The sequence below is a fragment of the Thalassotalea sp. G20_0 genome (assembly GCF_017744175.1).
Classification (GTDB): Bacteria; Pseudomonadota; Gammaproteobacteria; order Pseudomonadales; family Endozoicomonadaceae; genus Endozoicomonas.
Genome location: NZ_JAGHQV010000021.1, coordinates 26,411 through 50,359 on the forward strand (window position 1 = coordinate 26,411; position 23,949 = coordinate 50,359).

Annotated in this window: 18 protein-coding genes and 2 pseudogenes; 16 read left to right on the forward strand and 4 right to left on the reverse strand. The window is 48.3% G+C overall.

Annotated features, from left to right (window positions below):
• The first annotated feature begins 149 nt into the window (after window positions 1-149).
• The 6 genes and pseudogenes from J7438_RS13695 (at window position 150) to J7438_RS13720 (ending at window position 4,965) form a co-directional block, all read left to right on the forward strand.
• Window positions 150-512: a hypothetical protein gene (locus J7438_RS13695; RefSeq protein WP_209276993.1), complete on the forward strand. Its 363-nt coding sequence runs from the start codon at window positions 150-152 to the stop codon at window positions 510-512.
• Window positions 513-729: 217 nt separating this feature from the next.
• Complete coding sequence (locus J7438_RS13700) at window positions 730-1,197, forward strand: hypothetical protein (protein ID WP_209276994.1); 468 nt, start codon at window positions 730-732, stop codon at window positions 1,195-1,197.
• Between the two features lie 15 nt (window positions 1,198-1,212).
• Complete coding sequence (locus J7438_RS13705) at window positions 1,213-1,578, forward strand: hypothetical protein (RefSeq protein ID WP_209276995.1); 366 nt, start codon at window positions 1,213-1,215, stop codon at window positions 1,576-1,578.
• Window positions 1,579-2,146: 568 nt separating this feature from the next.
• Window positions 2,147-2,698 carry a hypothetical protein gene (locus tag J7438_RS13710; protein WP_209276996.1) on the forward strand — a complete coding sequence of 184 codons (552 nt, stop codon included), beginning with the start codon at window positions 2,147-2,149 and terminating at the stop codon, window positions 2,696-2,698.
• A gap of 326 nt (window positions 2,699-3,024) precedes the next feature.
• Window positions 3,025-3,495: pseudogene (locus J7438_RS13715) on the forward strand (IS982 family transposase); the annotation flags it as partial.
• Between the two features lie 189 nt (window positions 3,496-3,684).
• Window positions 3,685-4,965, forward strand: a complete 1,281-nt coding sequence (locus J7438_RS13720; RefSeq protein WP_209276997.1) for an ankyrin repeat domain-containing protein — start codon at window positions 3,685-3,687, stop codon at window positions 4,963-4,965.
• A 112-nt stretch (window positions 4,966-5,077) separates the two neighbouring features.
• On the opposite strand, the pseudogene J7438_RS28320 reads toward J7438_RS13720, so the two are convergent.
• A pseudogene (locus tag J7438_RS28320) lies at window positions 5,078-5,296 on the reverse strand (transposase); the annotation flags it as partial.
• A 144-nt stretch (window positions 5,297-5,440) separates the two neighbouring features.
• Here J7438_RS28320 and J7438_RS13730 point away from each other — a divergent pair.
• The 3 genes from J7438_RS13730 to J7438_RS13740 all read left to right on the forward strand — a co-directional run bounded on the left by J7438_RS13730 (window position 5,441) and on the right by J7438_RS13740 (window position 11,076).
• Entirely contained in the window at window positions 5,441-5,803 is a 363-nt protein-coding gene (locus J7438_RS13730; protein ID WP_209276998.1) for a hypothetical protein, read from the forward strand.
• A 181-nt stretch (window positions 5,804-5,984) separates the two neighbouring features.
• A complete protein-coding gene (locus J7438_RS13735) occupies window positions 5,985-6,863 on the forward strand; it encodes a hypothetical protein (RefSeq protein ID WP_209276999.1) in 879 nt (292 codons plus the stop codon).
• 379 nt (window positions 6,864-7,242) lie between these two features.
• Window positions 7,243-11,076 carry a PEP/pyruvate-binding domain-containing protein gene (locus J7438_RS13740; RefSeq protein WP_209277000.1) on the forward strand — a complete coding sequence of 1,278 codons (3,834 nt, stop codon included), beginning with the start codon at window positions 7,243-7,245 and terminating at the stop codon, window positions 11,074-11,076.
• 34 nt (window positions 11,077-11,110) lie between these two features.
• Here the strand turns inward: J7438_RS13740 and J7438_RS13745 are convergent, their stop codons facing one another.
• A complete protein-coding gene (locus J7438_RS13745; RefSeq protein ID WP_209277001.1) occupies window positions 11,111-11,506 on the reverse strand; it encodes a hypothetical protein in 396 nt (131 codons plus the stop codon).
• A 562-nt stretch (window positions 11,507-12,068) separates the two neighbouring features.
• On the opposite strand from J7438_RS13745, the gene J7438_RS13750 reads away from it, so the two are divergent.
• The 4 genes from J7438_RS13750 (at window position 12,069) to J7438_RS13765 (ending at window position 19,010) form a co-directional block, all read left to right on the forward strand.
• A complete protein-coding gene (locus tag J7438_RS13750) occupies window positions 12,069-12,350 on the forward strand; it encodes a hypothetical protein (protein WP_209277002.1) in 282 nt (93 codons plus the stop codon).
• A 261-nt stretch (window positions 12,351-12,611) separates the two neighbouring features.
• Window positions 12,612-14,276: an NAD(P)-binding protein gene (locus tag J7438_RS13755; RefSeq protein WP_286196578.1), complete on the forward strand. Its 1,665-nt coding sequence runs from the start codon at window positions 12,612-12,614 to the stop codon at window positions 14,274-14,276.
• Window positions 14,276-17,899, forward strand: a complete 3,624-nt coding sequence (nifJ, locus tag J7438_RS13760; protein ID WP_209277003.1) for a pyruvate:ferredoxin (flavodoxin) oxidoreductase — start codon at window positions 14,276-14,278, stop codon at window positions 17,897-17,899. The genes J7438_RS13755 and nifJ overlap by 1 nt, the downstream gene beginning before the upstream one ends.
• 112 nt (window positions 17,900-18,011) lie before the next feature.
• A complete protein-coding gene (locus J7438_RS13765) occupies window positions 18,012-19,010 on the forward strand; it encodes a dihydroorotate dehydrogenase-like protein (RefSeq protein WP_209277004.1) in 999 nt (332 codons plus the stop codon).
• Between the two features lie 78 nt (window positions 19,011-19,088).
• Here J7438_RS13765 and J7438_RS13770 read toward each other — a convergent pair whose 3' ends face one another.
• Window positions 19,089-19,793 carry a hypothetical protein gene (locus J7438_RS13770; RefSeq protein WP_209277005.1) on the reverse strand — a complete coding sequence of 235 codons (705 nt, stop codon included), beginning with the start codon at window positions 19,791-19,793 and terminating at the stop codon, window positions 19,089-19,091.
• A 1,355-nt stretch (window positions 19,794-21,148) separates the two neighbouring features.
• Between J7438_RS13770 and J7438_RS13775 the strand changes: the two genes are divergently transcribed.
• Both J7438_RS13775 and J7438_RS13780 read left to right on the forward strand, forming a co-directional pair.
• The gene (locus tag J7438_RS13775; protein WP_353620138.1) at window positions 21,149-22,072 is read left to right on the forward strand and encodes an ISL3 family transposase; all 924 of its coding nucleotides are present in this window, start codon (window positions 21,149-21,151) and stop codon (window positions 22,070-22,072) included.
• 311 nt (window positions 22,073-22,383) lie between these two features.
• Window positions 22,384-23,049 carry a hypothetical protein gene (locus J7438_RS13780; protein WP_209277006.1) on the forward strand — a complete coding sequence of 222 codons (666 nt, stop codon included), beginning with the start codon at window positions 22,384-22,386 and terminating at the stop codon, window positions 23,047-23,049.
• On the opposite strand, the gene J7438_RS13785 is transcribed toward J7438_RS13780, so the two are convergent.
• A complete protein-coding gene (locus J7438_RS13785; RefSeq protein WP_209277007.1) occupies window positions 23,050-23,370 on the reverse strand; it encodes an HPr family phosphocarrier protein in 321 nt (106 codons plus the stop codon).
• A 207-nt stretch (window positions 23,371-23,577) separates the two neighbouring features.
• Between J7438_RS13785 and J7438_RS13790 the strand changes: the two genes are divergently transcribed.
• On the forward strand, window positions 23,578-23,925 hold the full coding sequence (locus J7438_RS13790) for a coiled-coil domain-containing protein (RefSeq protein ID WP_209277008.1): 348 nt from the start codon (window positions 23,578-23,580) through the stop codon (window positions 23,923-23,925).
• The last annotated feature ends 24 nt before the right edge of the window (window positions 23,926-23,949 follow it).

Genomic DNA, 23,949 nt, shown 5'->3' on the forward strand with positions numbered 1-23,949 from the left:
TTAAGTTCCCTGATTTGTTGAACTACTTAAATACTCTTCAAAAAGCGCAACGATAAAGCAATGAGTGTTTTCGGTGTCGTTGGGAATTAAATCGATAAGGATGAACTGAAAAGCTATCCTGACGAAAAAACTCAACGGGTGTAAATCTGATGAATCGTTTATCAGAAACGTGTCGCTTTTCAGGTTCTGGTCACTGTGCCGATCAGGCAACAGCGATAGCAGTCAATCAGAAAGGTATCCTTTCAAGGTTTAAAGTTTCAGACGCAGGAAAAGATATTCTCGATGCCATTCTGCATTTCAAGCATAACAAGGCGGATATTCCTGCAGTTGCTGCTGTAGATGCCTATAAATCACTGAGTGATCGAGAAGTTGGGTTATTTGAAAATGTATTAGACAACTACCTGCCCCACTTTTTAAGCCAGCAAGACAATACCACGACTCAACATCAACAGGATTTTTTTGTGAATTTTTCCCAGTATCAGTTGCTTTTGAAGTTAGAAAAAATGGTTTAGATAACCATTAACAACTGATCGGGCGTGGAAATGCTTTTGGACTCGTTCCCCCGGACGCGAGAAAGCTGACCGGTAATAGCCCGGGGCATAAAAGCAACACAGGAGCCTTTGCCGCGTACAGCAGACTCTTGGGTAGAAATTCTGGGGTCGGTAAAAATGAACTAATTCTGGTCTGACGGGTCAAATACTGAAGCTAATGTTCTAAAAGGATTTTATTATGATCCCGTCTTCCTCCGTCCAGCTGAGCTGGCTAGAAAACATTCGTTACAACTACAACACTGCAGGATTGTGTAGCGCCCTGTTCGCTGTCTTCTGCTTCTCCGGAAAATCCAGAACCATCTCAGTGCACGCGGCCCGGAATTATATCAAAACCTTTCCTGACTCCGGGCTGACACCGGCTATAGCCAGAAAAATTGACAGCAGGACGGTGACCCATAGTCCTACAGGCAACTTGCAAGTTCAGACTCCAACACCACGGCCTGACCCGGAAAGCACTCAGACACCACCCATGCCTCAGGTAACAGCCCAGTCATCATCCTGTAAACCGGCTGCCCCTGCCCCCAAAAAAGTTCGGTTTTTGACCCAGCCAGAGACTATTGTCCCAGTAAAATCACAGTCAGAGCCTTTGGTAACAAATACCCATAATCCGGGAAGAGAGAGGCAGGTTGCGAGCTCAAGTGATTAAACAAATGCGTCCAGCTTGACCAGTGGACAGGCAGACACAAAACCAATAGACAGCGATCAATATCTCCACGATTTGTGTGTTAAAGCAGGCTTACCCATGCGGGCCCGCCCCGAAGTGAATTTCGCACTCAATAGCATAGACGAACGGGGCGAATTTCCTCCATTGTCGGAGGCAGTAACCCTACTGAAGATGCCCTGTATGAAAAAGGGTTGGCAGGGCAATGACCAGGCTGTTGAGAACAATTCGATCGATTTGCCAAAATTAATTAGGTTTTCTATCAAATATAAAAACAAAGGCATAGTGAGAGCCATTAATGAAGCGAAAACCCATTTTCTTGAACTCATACCTATTGATCAACGCGATGTTCAGCATTCCAACTGACCTTAAAAGCCAAGACTGACTTCCTTTTCTGCTATTAGAAGCAGTGGTTAACAAGAAGTAGATCAGCCATGCCAGTTGAACAGTTTATTACTACACGCGATGTCCGACTTAACCGTTTTCATTCTTGGATGGAGGTAAGTCCAATAAAAACACTAAATGCTGTACAAGAGCAATATTTCACTCTTTTTTAAGCAGCAGCGATCAGGCTTTCGAACTGAATCGGTGCCTTACCTGAACTGATATTGAGATATGAACCAATATTATTGGCATGTTTTCCTGGCAGCATGAAAAAAACTGCTCAGCAGTTTGATAACTTGTCGGCGGGGTTGAAAGCGGACTGGTCAGGAATAATAAATGATTTCAATCGGAAAATGCAGTGAATGGAACTATTATGCAGCCTTTTGGTCTTAAATTATAGGAAGCAAATTTACTTCCATTGTTACATTACAGGGCATCTCAAATTTCCGATGGATTGTTGTCAGATGCGCTATCTCAGATGATAGTGAAACCCACTCTCTCTGAATATAAAGTAATTTATTGATTTATAATTCAAATAAGGAGTTATCTTATGATTGATGTAAATGGAGCCCGTCATCCTGCTGTTGACCAAAGCGCACAAGCAGAACCAAAAAGGGAGGCAAGTCTTGTCCGATTCCTGAAGAGGTCCGTAACAAGAATACACGTCAGCAATATTTTCTGGGATGTTGATACTTTTAAACAACAATCTTCATTAGGTAAGTCTATTTCATTATTTAATTTGAAGGTAGGACTTCCATTTGCTGTTTCCGTTCTCTCTTATCGTATTGCGAAATCTATGTCATGTACCAATACAGGGATTGCGTGCGCAACCGTGGCTGGGTGGGTTGTCGGCAGGCAGATGGGTTTATCGACCGAAAAAGCGTTTTATGAGGAATATGAACGATTAGAGGCTGAAGCAGCGAAGCGAAATGCAGTAGTGACTTCTCAGCCTCTCCGGGACTCTATCGAGGGTTCAAATATCTCAAGTAACGATACAAACGTAGGGAATCCTCCACAAACAGATGAACAATGTGTGCCTGATAACACTTTCGCCAAAGAGCAAATCACCCTGGTGGGGTTCAAACAACCTGACAATCAATAGTGTCTGGAAAAACTGTTGAGCTATCGAATGAAATGGGTGTCTCATACTGGGCACAACTAAAGACTTTGGAGCATAGGATTTACGTCCCGGAGCCAAAATACCCAAACAAGAAAGGCGACCAAACGCAGCTATGATTTCCATGTGACAAAAGAATCACCTGAAGTACGTAGAGCATTTGTCAAAAAGTCTTCTCATAAAATAGATCCAAAGTAATTTTTAGTATGAGACTTTCACCCAATCTTTTGAAAATGCCCAGTCTATTGCCGGTGTTTTGCCGGTCACTATAACGCAATAACCGCAGAACTTATTTAACCAAGCCCTGCGCATCCAATAAGAAGCATTTCTATGGTTTTCAGGGGCATCTACTGGTTGAGGCACGAGGCATTCCTGTTGGTTTTACGCTGACTGCTGCTAATATAGATGAGCGTGATGCGGCGTATGACATGATGGAGATCATTGCAGGTCTCTTGCTGGGTGATAAGGGATATATACGGCCTGAGTTCAAGAATGATTGCCAGGAAGTGGGTATCGACTTGCAGACGCCACTACGCAAAAACATGAAAGATGAAAGACCGAAGTCGTTTGTGAAATTGATCATGCGAGTGCGACGCAGGATTGAAACCGTTATTGGCCAGCTTGCAGAACGATTTGAGATGGAAAAATGCCGCTGTCGTGATATGTGGCATATGACATCACGTATAGCCAGAAAGCTGTTGGCCCATAATATTGGGTCATATCTCAATATCAGTGCAGGTAAAGCGCCTATTCAGTTCGAGAACCTGATAGCTGCAGCTTAAAAAATAGTGAAATTTTGTTTTTGTGCTACTTTCGATATTTATATTGGACTTACCTCCATCCAAGGATGAAAACCGTTAAGTCGGACATCGCGTTAAAATGAATAAAATTAGTCGTATCTTCGAATTAGTGAATGATCATAAAGAACTCTTACTCGTATTTTACGTATTAAGACAGCGGAGTATTACACTATGAATAACGTTTCTTCCGCTCAACCTGCCACCTTTAATAGCCTCAGTGAAGATCCTGCCATTATTTATTTTGACAAATCTGTCCCCGGTGCCTGTTTGGTAGAGACCAGGTGCGGGCACATCTTTGAGCAGAAAAACATTTTCAAATCGTTTGATGGCAAGACACTTGAAGACAGGGTTTGTGCTGTATGCAATAATAAAAACCCTCTTCCCCTCAAGGTAATTCTCGGTCGTTGCGATGATGCTGACCGTTACTGCCGAAACCCCGCTCTGGAGGCTGCCTGTACAGGTAATACAACAGACCTTGAGGCAATACTGACTGACGACCCTGAGGCCGTGCGGAAAAAATTCAATGATCCTGAGTATGGCCACGAGGTTACCTTGCTGCACGCTGCCGTCGATTCTATACAGCTCTCTGTGGTCAAACTCCTGTTGAGGTTTAAGGCAGATGTCAATGCCTACATTCAATACAAGCCGGAATTACGGGGCTTCACCCCCCTGATGCTCGCTATTGAAAATGGTAATGAGCATACGGAAATAGTTGATCTGCTGGTACAGCGGGGGGCTGACGTCAATGCAATAATGAGCGATTCCGGTGAGATGCTAACCGAGCCACCCATACTTACTGCTATCCAGATGGGAGACATCGAAACTGTTAAATTTTTGGTGAGCAATGGGGCGAAGGTTGATGGAGACCTGAGCGGTGATAAATTTAACGGCTTTACACCCCTGATGATGGCTGCCCAGGAAGGCCACGTCGACATCGTTAAATATCTGTTGAAGAAGGGATCAAACGCCAATGAAGCCCAATACGATGCGGGCGAAAACGATGGCCGTACCCCCTTGCTGATGGCCGCCATATATGGACACACCAATGTCGGAAAAATTCTGGTAGAGCATGGGGCTGATGTTGATGCTGTCATAAGTGGAGCTGGTGATATACAGGGAGGCACATCCCTGATAACTGCTGCCTGCTGTGGCAATGAAGAGTTTGTCAAATTTCTGCTAGATAAAAAAGCCAACCTCAATGCCGCCATGGGTGCCGAAGCAAAGAAAGGCTGTACAGCGCTGTGGTATGCCAGCCACTACGGATATAAGTCGATAGTCCAAGCACTCCTGGAGGCCGGCGCGGACCCCAATCCTGTTGAAAAACCTGATGATGCAAGCCGCCAATGTCGTACAGCCTACATGGCGGCGATGGATAATGAGCACGAAGAAGTTGCCAAACTCCTGCTTGATCATGGGGCAACGACACTCCCTCCCAATACTCCCTCCCAATAACAGTTATAATCCTACGCCGCACCCGCATGATTAATTTTACAAACGATTTGGGTCTTTCATATTTTTTCTCAGTGGTGTCTGTAAGTCGATCCCCAGTTCCCGGCAATCTTCCTTAAACGGTGGTCGTCTTATCACCCAACAAGAGACCAGCAATAATTTCCATCATGTCATACGCAGCATTGCGCTCATCGACATTGGCCGCAGTAAGAGGGAATCCTACTGGGATGCCTCGTGCTTCAACCAGCAAATGCCCCTGAAAGCCATAGAAGTGCTTTTTCTTGGAAGCGCAGTAACCATCGTCCGCTTCTCTTTTGAAGACTTTACTCCTGGGAGCCCTTGTACGAACAACTACTTAAATACCCTTCAAAAAGCACAAAGATAAAGTAATAAGTGTTTTTGCTCTCGTTGGGAATTAAATCGATAAGGGTGAACTGAAAAACTATCCTGACGAAAAATCTCAACGGGTGTAAATCTGATGAATCGTTTATCAGAAACGGGTAGCTTGTCAGGTTCTGGTCACTGTGCTGATGAGGCAACAGCGATAGCAGTCAATCAGAAAGGTATCCTGTCAAAGTTTAAAGTTTCAGACGCAGGTAAAGATATTCTCGATGCCATTTTGCATTTCAAGCATAACAGGGTGGATATTCCTGTAGTTGCTGCTGTAGATGCCTATAAATCACTAAGTGATCGGGAGGTTGGGTTATTTGAAAATGTATTAGACAACTATCTGCCCCTTTTTTTAAGTAAGCAAGACAATACCGTGAATCAACATCAACAGGATTTTTTTGTGAATTTTTCCCAGCATCAGTTGCTTTTGAAGTTAGAAAAAATGGTGTAGATAACCATTATCGACTGGCCGGGCGTGGAAATGCTTTTGGACTCGATCCCCCGGACAGTCTTAAGTCTGACAGTCTCCAGCAGACTCTTGGGTAGACATTCCGCGAGGTCGGTAAAATTGAACTAATTCTGGTCTGACTGGTCAAAAGAAGGAAATAACAATTAATATAAAGGATCATATTATGAACCCGTCCACTTCCGTCCAGCTGAGCTGGCTAGAAAACATTCAGTACAACTACAAAACTTCAGGATTGTGTAAAGCCCTGTTCGCTGTCTTCTGCTTCTCCGGCTGCTCCAGAACCATCTCAGAGGCCGCGGCCCGGAATTACATCAACGCTTTTCCTGATTCCGGGCTGAAACTGGTTCTAATCAGAAAAATTGCCAGCAGGACTGTGACTCTTAGTCCTGCTGGCAACTTGCATGTCCCGGTCAAGTCACAGTCTTTGGTCAACAGAGGTCAGCTATCAGAACAGCAGAGGCTGGATCAATTGCAGGAGAACATGGTAAAACTTGAGGAGTTGGCAACAGAGTATCTTGAACTCGTCTTTAATGTATCTGAAATCCCACTATACACTGAAATTGTAGCCGAAGAACTATCAGCTATTGATAATGGCCATAGTGTCCCCTCTGCCGAAAAAATCATCAGTGATTTGAAATCCTGGAGTGAGGAGTTGAAATTAGGATCTGACAACTATGTTATTGACTCATCACAAATGATCACTGATGAATTAGCAGCACAGGCCCTGACCCAATTCAGATCCAGATTTAAAAAATTGAAATTCCAACCGAAAGCAGGTGAAATCCTGAAAAATCTCAATCATCAAGTTGCCGGGTTGATGCCTCACATCAGATCGAATACCAAAGCTTATCAAAACACAAAATGTATTTCTTATGCTGAGGATAAAGTCATTGCTACGGGTAAAGAATTAAAGCAGCTAATAGACGATGGCCATGACGTTCTTGACAGGGTACTTTCCGTGACACAAGGCAATGAAGATTATCAGGAATTAAAAAAGAAATTGGACTCCCGAATACAAAATATTTTGTCTATGCAAAGTTAAACAGCAGGCTTGGCCTTTTAATGCCATATCATGCTGGAAGATTCTGGTCAGGGGAGTCCACCAATTCAGCATCAGCCCGTCTGTCGGTAGCTAACTGTTGATGTGTACGGAATACATTGGATTGGCAAGCGCCCTGCCAATCAGCTGACAAGTTGATCTCTCGTCATCGTTGCGCATTAATACCCGGTAAAAATGAACTAATTCTGGTCTGACGGGTCAAATACGTAAAATAATTTACTAAATGGATTTTATTATGATCCCGTCTTCCTCCGTCCAGCTGAGCTGGCTAGAAAACATTAGTTACAACTACAACACTGCAGGATTGTGTAGCGCCCTGTTCGCTGTCTTCTGCTTCTCCGGAAAATCCAGAACCATCTCAGTGCACGCGGCCCAGAATTATATCAAAACCTTTCCTGATTCCGGGCTGACACCGGCTCTAACCAGAAAAATTGCCAGCAGGACGGTGACTCATAGTCCTACAGGCAACTTGCAAGTTCAGACTCCAACACCACGGCCTGACCCGGAAAGCACTCAGACATCACCCATGCCTCAGGTAACAGCCCAGTCATCATCCTGTAAACCGGCTGCCCCTGCCCCCAAAAAAGTTCGGTTTTTGACCCAGCCAGAGACTATTGTCCCAGTAAAATCAAAGCCAGAGCCTTTGGCGACAAATACCCATAATCCGGGAAATGATGGCGCATTTGTGCAGCGAGCTGTCCAAAACAGCCCTGAAAGCAGCTCGGCAGGTACTGAGAGCCAACACAGTGTTTCTGCACAGCCTGATACCAACAATACCGATAATGCTTCTGCCGCTCGGGCGGAAAGTGTCGTGGGCAGGCAAAGCCAACCTGAGCCTGGTTACCGGGCGAGGTACGGTGGCAAAGGCATGTTCCTGAAACATATGCAGGAACACGGTATTCCGGTACCTGATTTCCGTTGTCTGGAGATTGCACAGACACAGGCTTTGGAAAACCTGCCTGTCAGTGTTGCCACTGTGGCCCGGGCAATACCGGGTATTCAGTCACTCTGTTCCGGCAATACCACCAGTTTGCATGAGCTGAAAACTCGGGTTAATGCCATCGCTGATCAACAACTCCGCGAGCAACAACTGGCGGCATTATCGGCGTTTATTGCCGGGGAAACCTTTTATCAGCTGGTTAAGAACCATCCGACGGCCAGAACCATGCAGCAACTGTTTGAAGAGCTGTGCCAGGATCAGCCGGAGCAGAAAATTATCGTACGCAGTTCCGGTGCCAGAGAAGATGGCTACGGTGACGCCCAGGCCGGCAAGTACGAATCACTGGTGCACGGTGAGGATGATATTGTTCGCACCTGTCTGAAGGTGCTGGCTTCCGGTTATCGCCCGGAGGTTTGCGCCTCGTCCATGCCCGCCCCGATGGCCCTGATCATGCAACACTGTGTGGACTGTCGGTTTGGGTTTGGCGGTGTGGCAATGAGCTATACCGGCTTTAAAGATAACAGAGTACAGATTGAGTATGTGCCCGGACAACCCAAAGGGGCGGTTGCCGGTCAATTTGGTATTACCCCACACCGATGTACCCTATCCCGTGGCCTTAACATCACCCCTGTTTACACGCCAGGCAATGTTACCAATACGTTTGTACTGGACCCGCAGGGCAACAACAGTGCAGCAGAAAGACTGGCACCCATCGCTGACGGGCAGTCGCAAACACTGCCAGAGTCTTCAGTTAGGCAGCTTTATCACTATATTGAACGGCTGGAAAACCTGCTCTGTTGTCCGGTGAACGTTGAGTTTGCCATTAACCGCCGGGGCGAAGTGGTCATCCTTCAGGTTCGCCCAATGACACGTCTATGCGGGGGCAGGCAATTTTCCGCCGCCAGGCCTGCGGAGTTTATCTGTTCTGGCAGGCTGGTGAGTGAAGGGCTGTGCCAGGGGCCGTTGATCCGGTTACAGCCCGGTGAGTCCAGCCGTCACATCCCCCAGGGAGCCATTATTATGGCACCACACTGTGAACTGTGGATGCTGGCACCAGAGGTTCTGGCTAAGGCAGGCGGCTTTGTTTTCCAGCAGGGAGGCAGTGGCGACCATGTGGCCATTACCCTTCTCCAGGCCGAAAAACCCTGTGTTGTTACTGGTACTGACAAGGCAGCGGGTGAAGGTCTTGAGGGACAGCAAGTGACCCTGGTTTGTGGCCAGTTTGACCAACAGTCCGGTGCTTTTTTACTGGCCGGAAGCCAGTATGAACAGTTTGCAGAGAGTATGTTGCCTGCAGTCAGCGGTGATTTCAGTACCGCTATCGCCTATACCGACCAATGGCAGCCAGCAGAGCACAGTTCAATGAGGGTTGATGAGCAATTCCGGGAGTTGAACCGGTTAAATGGCCTGTTACTCCACTATTTCAGCAGTGATCGTCTATTGAACCAGTGTCTGTCACCAGATAATACTCTGCTGTTAAGCATGTCGCCCCAGCGGGCAGAGGTATTGCTGAAGCTGGAAGAAGAGATTGCCCATTTACTGGCAGATACTGACGCGTTGTTGCTCGGTTATGAACAATATCTGCTCACCGGCGCAAAAGGGGAAGATGCCACCGATAAAATCACTACTGCCCTGGACAGCCTGGAGGTATTGAAAGGTCGGGTTAACCAAATACAGCAACGTGTGGCAACACAACTGGTAGCAGTAACCGCTGGGCTGACTACCGCGCAGGAACTGCTGCCTGACCCGGTCTGTTTCCGTCAGTGGCGAATGGACTGCGTGGCATTACGGGATTCGTTGCTGCAGCTGAGTTTGCCAAGGCAAGCGGATGAAGTGGATTCCATTCACGATATCGTCTTTCTGATTCACCAATGGTTTGTGGATATGCTCGGTGATATTGCCGTAGCTTCCGGGCAGGGAGAAACAATTAAAAAATCCAAAAAGTTGACCATGGTTCATTTCCCGTCACCGAACAGCGTTGACATATTCACAGATGAATGTGCAGCAGCTCTTGAGGGATTTGGCTCGGACAATACTGTGTTGAATATGGACGGTGTGTGCATTATCAATACCCAAATTAATTATCATAAAGGGGTCATTGAGGTAATGGCGGATGGACCCGGTGGCAAAGGCAGAACCCTGAAGGTCAGGATGGTTGATGACTTCAACTCCAGGTGGGTAACATCCTCGAACCCCAAAGGGCGGGATGGGAAATGCAAGCGTTTTTTTAATCTGGCGTTACTGATGAATGCAGTGGCAAGCTCACATCCCGGGCAAAGCTGCAATATTGCAATTAATGAATCAATTGGAGAAATCGTCTGTGAAATTAACCGGGTGCCCTCTATAAACCGGCTGCGGGATCAATTGCTCATGGCAATAAACCTGTTAAATAACAGTAATAATGAAGATATACGTTTTTACAGACCAACGCCTGGCATGCCATCTTTTGATAACTTTACCGGGCTTAATTTTCATATAGATAGTCTGGATAAAGTCGATAGTCAGTGGATTTTAAAGTGCAGCCTTTTTAGTATCGGGTTTTCATGCGAGGGTAAGGATATACCTGATCTACTGTGCACGCTTTTGGGTGAGGGGCCACAAAGCAAACTCATCAGGTTTGCTGCCACCCGCGTGCCTGAGTCTAGCCATGAGTTGCCTGAACTTTCTGATGATGATTTCACCCATAATCAGGAATGCATCAAGCTTCTTCTTATTTTACGTCCGCAAGTGATGATTCCCCTGGTCAAAGCAAAAACGGACTGGCTGAGTGATAAGCAACTGATGTTACCACTGGTCAAATTAAATGGACTGTTGCTTGAATATTTGCCCAGTGAACTAAAGCAGGACAAAGAGGTTGTTTTGAATGCTGCTACCCACACCCCGGAGGCATTACAGCATGCCGATGAGAAGTTCTGGGATGATCCTGAAGTGCTCAGGGCCGCGGCTAACGCCTGCCAAGAACTATTTTTCAACATGGTTCAGGCCATGAGTGGCAAAAAAATACTCAGAAATGCCATGTTACAAGTATTGGATTTAAACATGCGTTACCTTTCGTTTTTAGATTGGCAGCCTTACGGTGATGATCCAACAATAATGCTTGGGTTGGTAAAATGTGGTGAATCTTATTACATGTCTAAAGCTCTCTCTGACACCCTGAAAGATGACACAGCTTTTTTTAAAATGGCGATGAATATTGATCCGAAAGTTATCAAATATGCTTCTGAGCGGATACGTAAGGAGCATGGGATGGTGTAGCTTCAGTAGTAATCCGAATAACATCCTTGCCCGATCACACTGGAAAATTCTCCGGAACATCCTGTTCTGTGGAGTCCAGCAGTTTAACATAAGCCCGTCTGTCGGTAGCTTGCTGTTGATGTGTATGAAAGTACATTGGATTGGCAAGCGCCCTGCCAATCAGCTGGCAAGTTGATGACTCGTCATTGTTGCGCCTCAGTACCCGGTAACTTTGATAGCTGCTAACACAATAGAGTGCGGTCAAGGCACCTAGAATAATCATCGCGCCAATAACCACCGCAGAGACTGTTTCGGGCGTATTGCCAGAGGTAGGTGAAGTGGTGTCGTTAGTCCGTAAAGGGAAAGCTCTGGTGGAGTTGGTTGTCTGATTAAAGAACGATGTCGGGGGGGCGTAAATCCGGACGGAAGATGGGGTAAAGCTGGTATTCATGGAAGATAATGTTGGCTCAGTAGTCATCGGGGGAGTAGTTGGGCATGGGTTTTTACTGCATCTTGAGTTGTCACACAGATACCTGCGCCCCAAGTCTTCGCAAATTCGTTTATTGCAACCTTGTTCATCTAAGTTATTTGGGCAATCTTTTCTGCCATTGCATCGCGTCACTAAGGGACGACAAATTGGTGTATCACGAGACCCACACTGAAAACAGGCTGATCGATCACAAAGGAACCCATGAAAATGGGGATATGGTCTGCATGGCCTTGCTGCCCCGGCCGTCTGCACGAGAGTGGATAATGTCGCCAAAGCCACCAGGCTCTGTTTTAATTCTGGACATAGGCAGTCAATGTCATCGGACCCCATCACCTGTCCTGCGGCAAATTCTGCGGCATTGTGCATCAGGTTGCCACTGGCCTGAAGCGCTCTGAGGGCAAAGGAGTATAGCCGATTACCGGGCAGAGGACTGCTGCCGTTACCAGCACAAATAAATGTCCCGGAGTTGGCAGGGCAAGCCTGCCTTTCGGCGTTCCTGCCATGAAAGGAAATTATCTGGCTGTTGAATGTATCCCTGGTGTCGTCGTCGGTGCCAGGGCTTTGTGGGCAGGGCTGTGATGGGGTTTGCAACGAGTTTGTCAACATGGTGATTACTCCTGCTGAAAATAACATGTTTCAGCTTTGCAATTCCGGGAGTTGGTCCGAAAATGGCCACCGTAGTACGGATTGCGAGAAACTGAGGTTGAAATTTCTGACTCTCAGGAGAGTAGCAGGGCTATTTGATGAAGGAGAGATTTTTGACCAACTTATCGAAACTGGACGCATTAAGAAGCCGGAAGGCTGAATTAGTGTTTTGAAATTGATGTAATCAGCGCTTCCCATGACCTTGATCATTGCTGTGCAGAAATGCTCTGGTATGGTGACGGCACCATTGCCACCCTATAACCATGGGCTGCACAGCCTGGCCCATCGCCTGCGTTGAAGCTTCTCACCATAGTTCAGGTTATGACTGGTCACTTCGCCTTGTCCCACAGGCCACAATGACTTGCCTGCGCTCATCGTTAGTCGGCGGCGATGGTATGAGTGGTTCAATAGAGGAGTCGTTATGAATACCCTGGATATGACACAGCCCCCGGGAAGATCACCGGTACAGGGTACTGGTCCGGTGGTTACCCGCAAGCCGGTATATCAGAATTCTTTGCCCCCGTGTAATCACACCTGCCCGGCGGGGAATGATATCCAGGGTGCTTTGGCATTGGCTCAGGAAGGGCGCTTTGAACAAGCCTGGCGCACATTCATGAACAACAACCCGCTGCCGGCAACCCATGGTCGAATCTGTTATCACCCCTGTGAAGATGGCTGCAGTCGTGTGCAAGTGGACGACGGTGTAAGTATTCATTCCATTGAGCGCTTCCTGGGGGACATGGCCATTGAGCAGAACTGGCCTATGCCGACGCCCAAAAACGAGACCGGGAAAAAGGTTCTGGTCATCGGTGCCGGTCCTTCTGGTCTGAGTGCCGCTTATCATTTGCGCCTGCAGGGGCATACCGTTGAAATACGTGAAGCAGCACCGATTGCCGGTGGCATGATGCAGTTTGGTATTCCCGCGTACCGTTTGCCACGGGACGTGCTTGCCGCCGAGATTGCCCGTATTGAATCCATGGGGATCTTGATCACCCTGAATCACCGGGTAGAAGACCTGCTGGCAGAAAAGCAGGAAGGTCAGTTTGATGCAGTTTACCTGGCCATTGGTGCGCATATTGGCAAGCAGGTTGATATTCCTGCCCGTGACGCTGGCAAAGTGCTGGATGCGGTCAGCTTCCTGCGGGAAACCGGTGTGGGCGAAAAGCCGGTGCTGGGTCGTCGGGTAGCAGTATACGGTGGTGGTAATACGGCGATGGATGCCGCACGCACGGTAAAAAGAATGGGTGTGGATGAGGCCATGATCATCTATCGCCGGGACCGTGATCATATGCCCGCCCACCGTTTTGAAGCGGATGAAGCCGAGGCAGAAGGCGTCAATATCCACTGGTTGCGAACCATCCAGAATATTGAAGGGAGTGAATTTAACGTTGAGATTATGGAGATCGGTGATGATGGTCGTCCATATCCAACCGGCCGCTTTGAAACGCTGGCGGTGGATTCCCTGATTCTGGCCCTGGGTCAGGATGTGGAAAGAGACATGCTGGACAGAGTACCCGGTCTGGAGTTTGATCGCTGGGGCTCACTGACCGTTGATGACCAGATGATGACCGGTTGTGCAGGTATTTTTGCCGGTGGTGATATGGTGCCGTCTGATCGTACTGCCACCATTGCGGTGGGGCATGGCAAGAAAGCCGCCCGCTTTATGGATAGCTGGCTGACCGGTAAAAAAGTGAATGAGATCACCGTAAAACAGCTGGTGGACTTTGACGGATTGCATCTCTGGTACCGTACCCGGGCCGATCGTCAGCATGAGCATGCGCTCAGTGTGGCGCAGCGTAATGACTTCAGTGAAGTGGTTCATGGTCTCAGTGAGGCCCAGGTTCGTTTCGAGGCCAGTCGCTGTTTCTCATGCGGTAACTGTTTTGAGTGTGATGGCTGTTTCGGGGCCTGTCCGGAAGGTGCCATTACCAGGCTGGGTAAAGGTGAGGGCTACCAGGTTAACCATGAACTCTGTACCGGCTGCATGGCCTGCTACCGTCAGTGTCCATGCCATGCTATCGAGATGCAGGCCGTGCAACAAAACGTCTCACTGCCCGTCATGGCGGCTCAAATGGAGGTACGGTAATGTCTCAGTCTAAAGAACAGTCGGTTCGTGTCACCATTGATGGTAATGAGGCGGCTGCTTACGTTGCGTATCGGACCAACGAAGTCTGTGCCATCTATCCTATTACTCCGTCGTCCAATATGGCGGAGCTGGCAGAACAGTGGTCGGCCGAAGGCATCAAAAATATCTGGGGCGGCAGACCCCATGTAGCCCAGATGCAGAGTGAGGCAGGTGCTGCCGGTGCGGTTCATGGATCACTGCAGACCGGGGCGCTGACCACCACCTTTACCGCCTCCCAGGGGCTGATGCTGATGCTGCCCAATATGTATAAGATTGCCGGGGAACTGACGCCGACGGTGTTCTACATTGCAGCACGCTCACTGGCGACCCAGGGGTTGTCTATCTTTGGCGACCATCAGGATGTGATGGCGGCAAGAAGTACCGGCTTTGCCATGCTGGCCGCCAGTTCGGTTCAGGAGGCCCATGACCTGGCCCTGATTGCCCAGGCGGCGACACTGGAATCCCGGGTGCCTTTTATGCACTTCTTTGATGGTTTCCGTACCTCCCATGAGATTAACAAGATCGCCTTGCTGCCTGATGCGGTGATCCGGGCGATGATTGACGATCAATTGGTACACGATCATCGTCGTCGGGCGCTGAATCCGGAACATCCGGTCATTCGCGGCACGGCACAGAACCCGGATGTGTACTTCCAGGCCCGGGAAAGTGCCAATCCCTTCTATGAAAAAACACCGGATATTATTGCCGCCTGCATGGCGCGTTTTGCCGACCTGACCGGCCGCCATTACCAGCCTTTCAGCTGGTTTGGACCACAGAATGCCAAACGTCTGATCATTGTTATGGGCTCTGGTGCCGAAACGGTCAAGATGACCCTGGCCGCTATGAATCGGGAACTGCCGGAAGACGACCTGGTGGCGATGATTCAGGTTCGGCTCTATCGACCATTCTCAGCGGAGCGACTCCTCCATCTTCTGCCGGAATCGGTCACCGACATTGCCGTACTGGACCGCACCAAAGAGCCCGGTGCCAGTGGTGAACCACTCTATCAGGACGTAATAACGGTACTGTCCGAAGGCTATATGAGTGACCGGCTGAAGAAAATGCCGCGCGTCATCGGTGGTCGTTATGGTCTTTCCAGTAAGGAGTTCACCCCTGCCATGGTCAAGGCGGTGTATGACGAGCTGGTTAAGGAAAAGCCGAAGAATCACTTTACCGTTGGAATTCACGACGATGTGATGGGCACCAGCCTGGACTACGACGCGTCGTTTATTATCGAAGATCGTGACAGTGTCCGGGCGATGTTCTTCGGTCTTGGGGCCGATGGTACCGTCGGTGCCAATAAAAACTCTGTGAAGATCATCGGCAGTGATCCGCAGCTGAATGCCCAGGCTTACTTCGTTTACGACTCTAAAAAGTCGGGCTCGCAAACCATTTCTCACCTGCGCTTTGGTCGGCAGCCCATTGAAGCCCCTTATCTGATTCAGTCTGCCAGTTTTGTTGCCTGTCATCAGTTCAACTTTCTGGAGAAAACCGATGTGCTCGCCAATATCGAGGAGGGCGGTGTTTTCCTGCTGAACAGCCCCTATGGACCGGATGATGTCTGGGACCATCTGCCTCGGCGTGTGCAGGACCAGTTGATTCAGAAGAAACTGAAGTTCCATGTGATCGACGGCGCTGCCGTGGCTAAATCTGCCGGTATGGGCAACCGAACCAATACTATAATGCAGACCTGCTTCTTTGCCCTGTCCGGTGTTCTGCCCAGGGATGAGGCCATTGCTCGTATCAAACAGGCGATTGACAAGACCTACCGACGCAAAGGTAAAGATATTGTTGAGCGAAACTTCCGGGCGGTGGATCAGACTCTGGAACATCTCTACGCCGTAAAAATCCCTGCATATATGGCGCATGCCTATTTACCAGGTGATACGTCTGTAGAGAAGCCGGTAGTTTCTGAGCAGGCACCTGACTTTGTTAAAGAAGTCACCAGTCTTATGATCAGCGGACAGGGTGACCTGATCCCGGTCAGTCAGATGCCCGTGGATGGCACCTGGCCAAGCGGCACAACCCGCTGGGAAAAACGCAATATTGCCCTGCAGATTCCGGTCTGGGATGAAGAGGCCTGTATCCAGTGCGGTAACTGCAGTATGGTCTGCCCTCATGCGGCTATCCGTGCGAAGTTCTACCATCAGGCCAGCCTGGTGGATGCACCGGAGGACTTTAAGTCAGCAACCATCAGCGCCCGTGGGTTCCCGGAAACCCGCTACACCCTGCAATGCTATCCAGAGGACTGCACCGGTTGTGGTCTCTGTGTGGCAGCGTGCCCGGTTCGTAATCCCAAAAAGAGTGGTGATCGCGCCATCAATATGATGGACAAGGAGCCGGTACTGGCGCAGGAAAAACAGAACCTGTCGTTTTTTGAGCAGCTGCCCATAAATGATCGCCGTCGAGTGGATTTCTCCACCGTGCGGGGTGTCCAGTTCCTTGAACCTTTATTTGAGTTCTCCGGTGCCTGTGGTGGTTGCGGTGAAACGCCCTACCTGAAACTGCTGACCCAGCTGTTCGGTGATCGTCTGCTGGTGGCCAATGCCACCGGTTGCTCTTCAATTTATGGCGGTAACCTGCCAACCACGCCATGGTCAAAAAATGCTGAAGGGCGTGGACCTGCCTGGGCCAACTCTCTTTTTGAAGACAATGCCGAGTTTGGCTTTGGTTTCCGTCTGTCCAGTGACCATCAGGCGGAGCAGGCGATGCTGGAACTGGAGTCTTTCCGGGAACTTCTGGGTGCTGATCTTGTGGATGCCATCATCCATGCACCTCAGTTGAATGACACTGATGTACAAAATCAGCGAGAGCGACTGCAGCAGGTGCAGGAAAAACTGGCACAGGTAGAAACACCAGCAGCACAAGGCCTCAAGGTTGTGCTGGACCGTTTGTTGAAACGTGTCGTCTGGATTGTTGGCGGTGACGGCTGGGCTTACGACATTGGCTCTGGCGGCCTTGATCATGTGTTGGCCAGTGGCCGTAACGTCAATGTGCTGGTAATGGACACTGAAGTCTATTCCAATACCGGCGGTCAGGCGTCAAAATCCACGCCAATGGGTGCGGTGGCAAAATTTGCGGTGGCAGGCAAACGGTCCGCCAAGAAAGATGTTGCGCTGCAGGCCATTGCCTATGGCAATGTTTATGTGGCCCGGATTGCCATGGGGGCCAGCCCGCAGCAGACACTGCAGGCCATTCGTGAGGCTGAAGCCTGGCCCGGGCCTTCACTGGTGATCGCCTATTCGCACTGTATTGCCCATGGCATTAACATGATCCACGGTATGGAGCAGCAGCGACTGGCCGTGCGTTCCGGCCATTGGCCTCTGTTCCGGTACAACCCTGGTCGTACAGAGTACCATGAGAACCCGTTTGAACTGGACTCGCTCAGACCTAGTGTGCCTTTGACGGAATATATCCGCGGTGAGGTTCGCTATCGGGCCCAGAATATTGCCTGCCCGGATGAAGCAGAGGCGATTCTTGACGAGGCCCAGAAAGTGATCAACCGGAAGTGGGGCGTCTATGAGGAAATGGCAACACACAATGCCATGGACTTTGTCCCTGAGAAGGCGTCGGCTGTTCATTAATAGAGTGACCACAGAGACACAGAGTTAATCCATCGTTCCCCCGGGAACGAGGCTCAGGGTGCAGAAATAGCACTCGGCATTCTGATGTCTCTGTGGTGATTGAGGAGTAAAGATGATGGATTTGACCACCAACTATATGGGGTTAAGCCTTAAAAATCCGTTAATAGCGGCCGCTAGTCCATTGACGTCTGCATTGAAAAGTATCCAGCGTCTGGAAAAGGCCGGTATCGCAGCTGTGGTTCTGCCTTCCCTGTTTGAAGAGCAGATTCGCCGGGAACAGGAAGAGGAAGAGCGGATTGCCCTGTCCAGAGATGACCTGTTTCCGGAGGCCACCTCTTTTCTGCCTGCCGGCCTGACCCTGGAACGTGGTTCGCAGGCATATCTGGACACCATTCATAAAGTTAAGGCAGAGGTGGGTATCCCGGTGATTGCCAGCCTGAATGGTTGCTCGGAGGGTGGCTGGATGGATTATGCCCGACAGATTGAGCAGGCTGGAGCGGATGGTATTGAGCTGCATATTTATTACAATCCACCCTCGCTGGAGATTAACGGACGTCAGGTTGAGGACGTCTATCTGGACGTCGTAAGAAGTGTAAAAAACAGTGTCACCATTCCGGTTGCCCTGAAAATTGACCCATTCTTCAGTGCCTTCGGCAATATGGCCAGACAGTTTGATGAGATTGGCGTTGATGCACTGGTGATGTTCAACCGGATGCTGCAGCCGGACTTTAATCTCAACAATATGCAGGTTGAAACCAGCTGGCCAATCAGCAAAGCCGGTGAGATCGGTATTCCATTGCGCTGGATCAGTGTGCTGCACGGCAAGATCAATGCCTCTCTGGCGGCCACATCCGGGGCCTACGACCATGAAGACATTATCAAATATCTGCTCGGTGGGGCGGATACGGTGATGCTGGCTTCTGCGCTGATCCGCAATGGGGCGGACTATGTGTCCGTGCTGTTAAAAGGCCTGGAAGTGTGGCTGAAACAGCGGGATTTTGTCGGGCTGAATGACATGCGCGGGATGATGAGCCAGCGCTCTGTGGCCAACCCGGAAGCCTTTGAACGGGCCAACTACATTCGTACCGTGGATGGAGCGAGGAAGCACTGACCTGTTGCCTCGTTCCCATGCTTTGATGGTGTTGCAATAGGTGGATAAGCTCTGAACCACGAAGGCAAAAGGGTGCCTTTATTGATTTGCCTGGCATTGCTCAGGCAAGCTTAGAAAAAACCTTGAGCCTTTGTGGTTTCTTTCTTTATTAAGCCTTTTGTTGTTTAAAAAATTTTTACTGGAACTCGGGGTCGTTTCAGCTGATTTAGAAGTCGGTGGTAAATTAACTGAGTTTTTAGCTGAATTGGCTGACTGACGATACTGCTTTTTGCGCTCCCTTTCGCGCTGGGTGTAAGCGGGATCTTTGCGAAGTTCCCTTTGGCGCTCCCTTTGGCGCTCGACGTAAGCGGGATCTTTGCGAAGCTTCCTTTGGCGGTCCCTTTGGAGCGCCCTTTGGCGCTCGGCATAAGCGGGATCTGTCTGGTAGCGCTCCCTTTTGCGCTCCCTTTGGAGCTCCCTTTGGTGCTCGACGTAAACGGGATCTTTGCGAAGCTTCCTTTGGCGCTCCTTTTGGCGCTCCTTTTGGCGCTCGACGTAAACGGGATCTGTCCGGTAGCGCTTCCTTTGGCACTTCCTTTTTCGCTCCCTTTCGCGCTCAGCATAAGCTGGATCTGTCTGGTAGCGCTCCCTTTGGCGTTGCCTTTGGCGCTCCCTTTTGTGCTCGGCGTAAGTGGGAGCTTTGCGAAGCTCCCTTTGGCATTCAATTTGTGAAGAACTTTCATCAATAGCTTCTTCGGCTTGAGTTGCAGGCGATGTATACTGTTGAAGATATTCACTTTTCAATTGTGGGGTAATAATCGCAATCGGCGATGTAGATTTAGAAAAATTACCAATGTCCTCTTGATTAGGAATTTGAATAGGTGGATTAAGTTTGGTACCAACATCTGTCGAGTTTTGTGAGGTTGATTGAATACCCTTTGTGAAGGAGTATATCAAAAAAGTATTATTTTCAGGGTCATATTCTGCAACCTGATAATTTTCCAGTGGTATAGCTACTGCAATTGCAGGTGATTCTTTGTAGTTAGTTTGATTTTGTACAGCGAAATCTTCCAACCATTTTTTTTTAGGATTTAAATATCCTTGATTATCTGAACTTGTAGATTGGTCAGTCATGTCATGGTTAGTTACAGGTTGTCGAACTTCAGTAACCAACCGGGAAAAAGCCTGACCTGTTACACCAGATTCAGCTAAAGGCATGCCTTGAATATTAGAAGGGCCATTAGGGGCTGGACTTAATTGAGAAGAAGTTGGTTTATCCATTGAATTATCGAATCATTGGATTGCAGCTTAAGACCACGCTTTCTTATAAAAGTTCCTCCCTTTCATTACTCATTCACCATTTATTTATTTCAACCAAACATAAAAAAAGGCTCTTCAGGGATAACTGTGGGTAGAAATCAACAAATTTGAAGAAAAAAGCACCAGCGGCTGATTTCAGGTATGTTTTTATTTGCAGACAAAAACAAGAAGAAACGCCGCTGATGCTGATAAAAACTATCCTCAATAAAGTTCATAAGTAGCTAACCATATGAAATCGAATATTTCTGACTCCTTGTTCCGGCACTCTGCTTCGTTACAACTCCGGTCACATAGCTACGGCTATGCTCCCTCCGTTGTGCCTCGCATAGTACCAGCCCAAGAAGCCAGAAATATTCGATTCCATATGGCCAGCTACTTAAACTCAAGTCATTTGTTTATCAGGATGTAAAACTCGGTCTCTATCAAGGCTCTGAAGTATTCAATGTAATCGTGGCCCCACGCAAGAACGGCCATGCTATTTGCTCAGGATGTCAGCAACCAGCTCCGGGCTATGACCGGCTTGCTGAACGTCGTTTCGAGTTTGTCCCTCTCTGGGGAATCAGGGTTTTTCTGCTCTACAAAATGCGCAGGGTTGAATACAAGACATGTGGCGTAAAGGTTGAACAGGTTCCATGGGCTGAAGGCAAGAAGGAACTCACCAAAGTTTACATGCAGTTTCTGGCAAACTGGGCTAGGAGGCTGTCCGAGAATAGACTGCCCTACTGCGGCGACAGCAAATTGGTCTAAAAATCCGCTTTTGTTCGGCAAATAGCCCCGCTATTCACCTCACAAAACCGAATTTTTATCCTCAATTTTCTGTCGTCCTCGCTACGGGCGCTATTCTCGGACAGCCTCCTAGAAAGCTCTCCTGGAAGGAGGTCGCCCGTACATTCAATACCTCGTGGGAGAAGGTCTTTCATGCTGTTGAGTATGTGGTTGAGTGGGGCAAGAAGCATCGTTCACTTGATAATATCAAGGCCATTGGTGTTGATGAGGTGGCGTATCAGATCGGCCATAAATACTTGACTGTTGTCTACCAGATTGATCGCGACTGTACACGGCTACTATGGGTTGGTCAGGAGCGCAACGAAGCTACGATTCTCAGCTTATTCGCTTTCCTGGGTACACAGCGAAGCCAGCGGTTGGAGTATGTCTGTTCTGATATGTGGCAACCCTACGTAAAAGCGATTGCGGCGTTTGCCAGCCAGGCATTACATATTCTGGATCGCTTTCATATCGTTGCCATGCTGAATAAGGCCATTGATGAAGTCAGGGCCACGGAACACAAACAGCTTCAGGCAGATGGTTATGAACCGGTGCTGAAAAAGACACGTTGGTGTCGGCTCAAGCGAAAAGAGAACCTGACCGAGAAAGAAGAGATCAAGCTGAACACAGTGCTTCAGTACAACCTGAAAAGTGTCAGAGCCTATCTTCTCAGAGAAGAGTTCCAAGTGTTCTGGGACTACATCTCACCACACTGGGCAGGAAAATACCTGGACCGGTGGTGTACAAGGGTGATGCGATCAAAGATAGAACCAATGAAGAAAGTTGCTAAAACTGTTCGACGACACAAGCCACTTATCCTGAACTGGTTCAAGGCGAAAAAGGCGTATTCCAGCGGTATCGTTGAGGGTCTGAACACCAGGATAAAACTCACTACGAGAAAATCATACGGTTTCAGAACCTACAGATGTGCGGAAATCGCGTTATATCATACGCTTGGCAAGTTACCGGAACCGGAAATGACCCACAGATTTTACTGACGAGGCAAAAAATTAAAATAGGCAGATAATCCACAGGCTAAATGCTGGATATAACATATACTGATCAGACCTCAATGCTCAATAGGTTGTAGTTTATGATCTGGAAGACTCTGTTTCCCATATTCATAATGAGCTGTGTACTGTTGGATGTTAATTGTTTGGCTGCTGCGCCAATCGATGAAAATAAATCAGATGATTGCTTTTTAAAAAACAAGATCTTTAACGTTGTTGTTGGTGAAGAGTACAGTGCACCCATTCGATTCGGAACATTGGAAGCTAACAGTATTAAGAGAGACTCTGTACATTTCGGAATGAAGGGCAACGATTTGCACTATGCCTTCACTCTTACCCTTAACCTGACAGATCCTGAACACTCAAAAAGGCTGTACTATGAGGTAAAAAACCTGATTCCCGCAGTCAGCAAAACGTTGCCTGAACCCAGGTTTACCAGAAATAGTGTTGATATCATTGGAGCCTGTGATCAAGAGCATTTTGTGATTGTAATGCCCCAGGCAGGCAATGAATTTTCTTTTCTCAGGAAAGCGCAGGAAATGAGTACGCCTCATGGTTCAGGGCTTATGGTGGAAGGGCATCTTGTTTCACCGCACGTTCCCAACGATTCTTCTGGATCTCCGGATAAAAAATTAAGAGTAAGCCTCAGCTCTTTTGCTGACAGGCTGATGGAAAAAAAGCTGAGTCACCTGGAAGAGCAGCCTGAGGTTCCTGCGGTGATTGTTGAGCTCGAGGAGGGTGAGTTGGCTCAGGAATTATTGGATATGAAAAGTGATGAATATTATCACTCCGCAAAAATGTATGAAGAGACCTATGCAAAAGTCACCAGGAAAGATCAACAAGGGTTAAAGGGTATTGACAGGCAAATTGACGATTTGGAAAAGGCGCATATCGCCCTTTACAAGCAGATCGAAGATATACTGAGGGATTTTCAAAACCAGATAGAGCAGATCAGGTTAAGATGATCAACCAGGCGCTTCATGGCATGGCGGCATGGATAGATAGCGACAATCGCTGGCCTTTCTTTCGCCAATCAGGCTTTCGATAATGACTTTCAGTTGTTCCATTGCCGCTGCTTCATCGCTCCCTTCAATGGTCAAAGTGATCATGTCGTTTTTGGTGATACCGGCAGACATGAGCTTCATCAGGCTTTTGGCATCAGCCTTGTGTCCCTTGTTATCAACGGTGACCGTACTGGCAAACCCTTGGCACGCTTTGACAAATACAGCGCCAGGGCGAGTGTGCAGGCCGTTTTCATTAGTTACTTTGATTTGTGCAGTTTGCATGGTTTCCGGCAAAGATATCAGCTTGAGTGAGTTTGACCCGATGCATCTATCGAAAGAGGCTAACTGCTTAATGCTCCCATAAAATAGTTTTCATGTTAATGATCCCTGTCATTTTTGATGAATATGCTGGTGGTAAAAACTGAGTGTTGTGTGGCAAGTCCAAAACCATCTGCTACGCTAACTATTCCAATAAGAACGGGTGGATATATGGCTAATAACAGACATAGTGATGATCCTATGGGACGCATGGAAATCAGTATCAGGAATACACAAGACGGTATTCAAAGGCTGTTTCTGCACAGCGCTAAACATGAACAAGCTATTGAATCGCTTCAGAAAGATGTCAGCTCACTTCAGAAAGATGTCAGCTCACTTCAGAAAGATGTCAGCTCACTTCAGCAAGATGTCAGTTCACTTCAGCAAGATGTCAGCTCACTTCAGCAAGATGTCAGCTCACTTCGGGAAGATGTTGAAACGTTGCGCCAGGAAACCCGTGAACGCTTTGACAAGATAGAAGACACTCTTGCCATCATTGTGAACCACCTGCAGAAGTAACAGACACATAACGGTGGCTTCCAC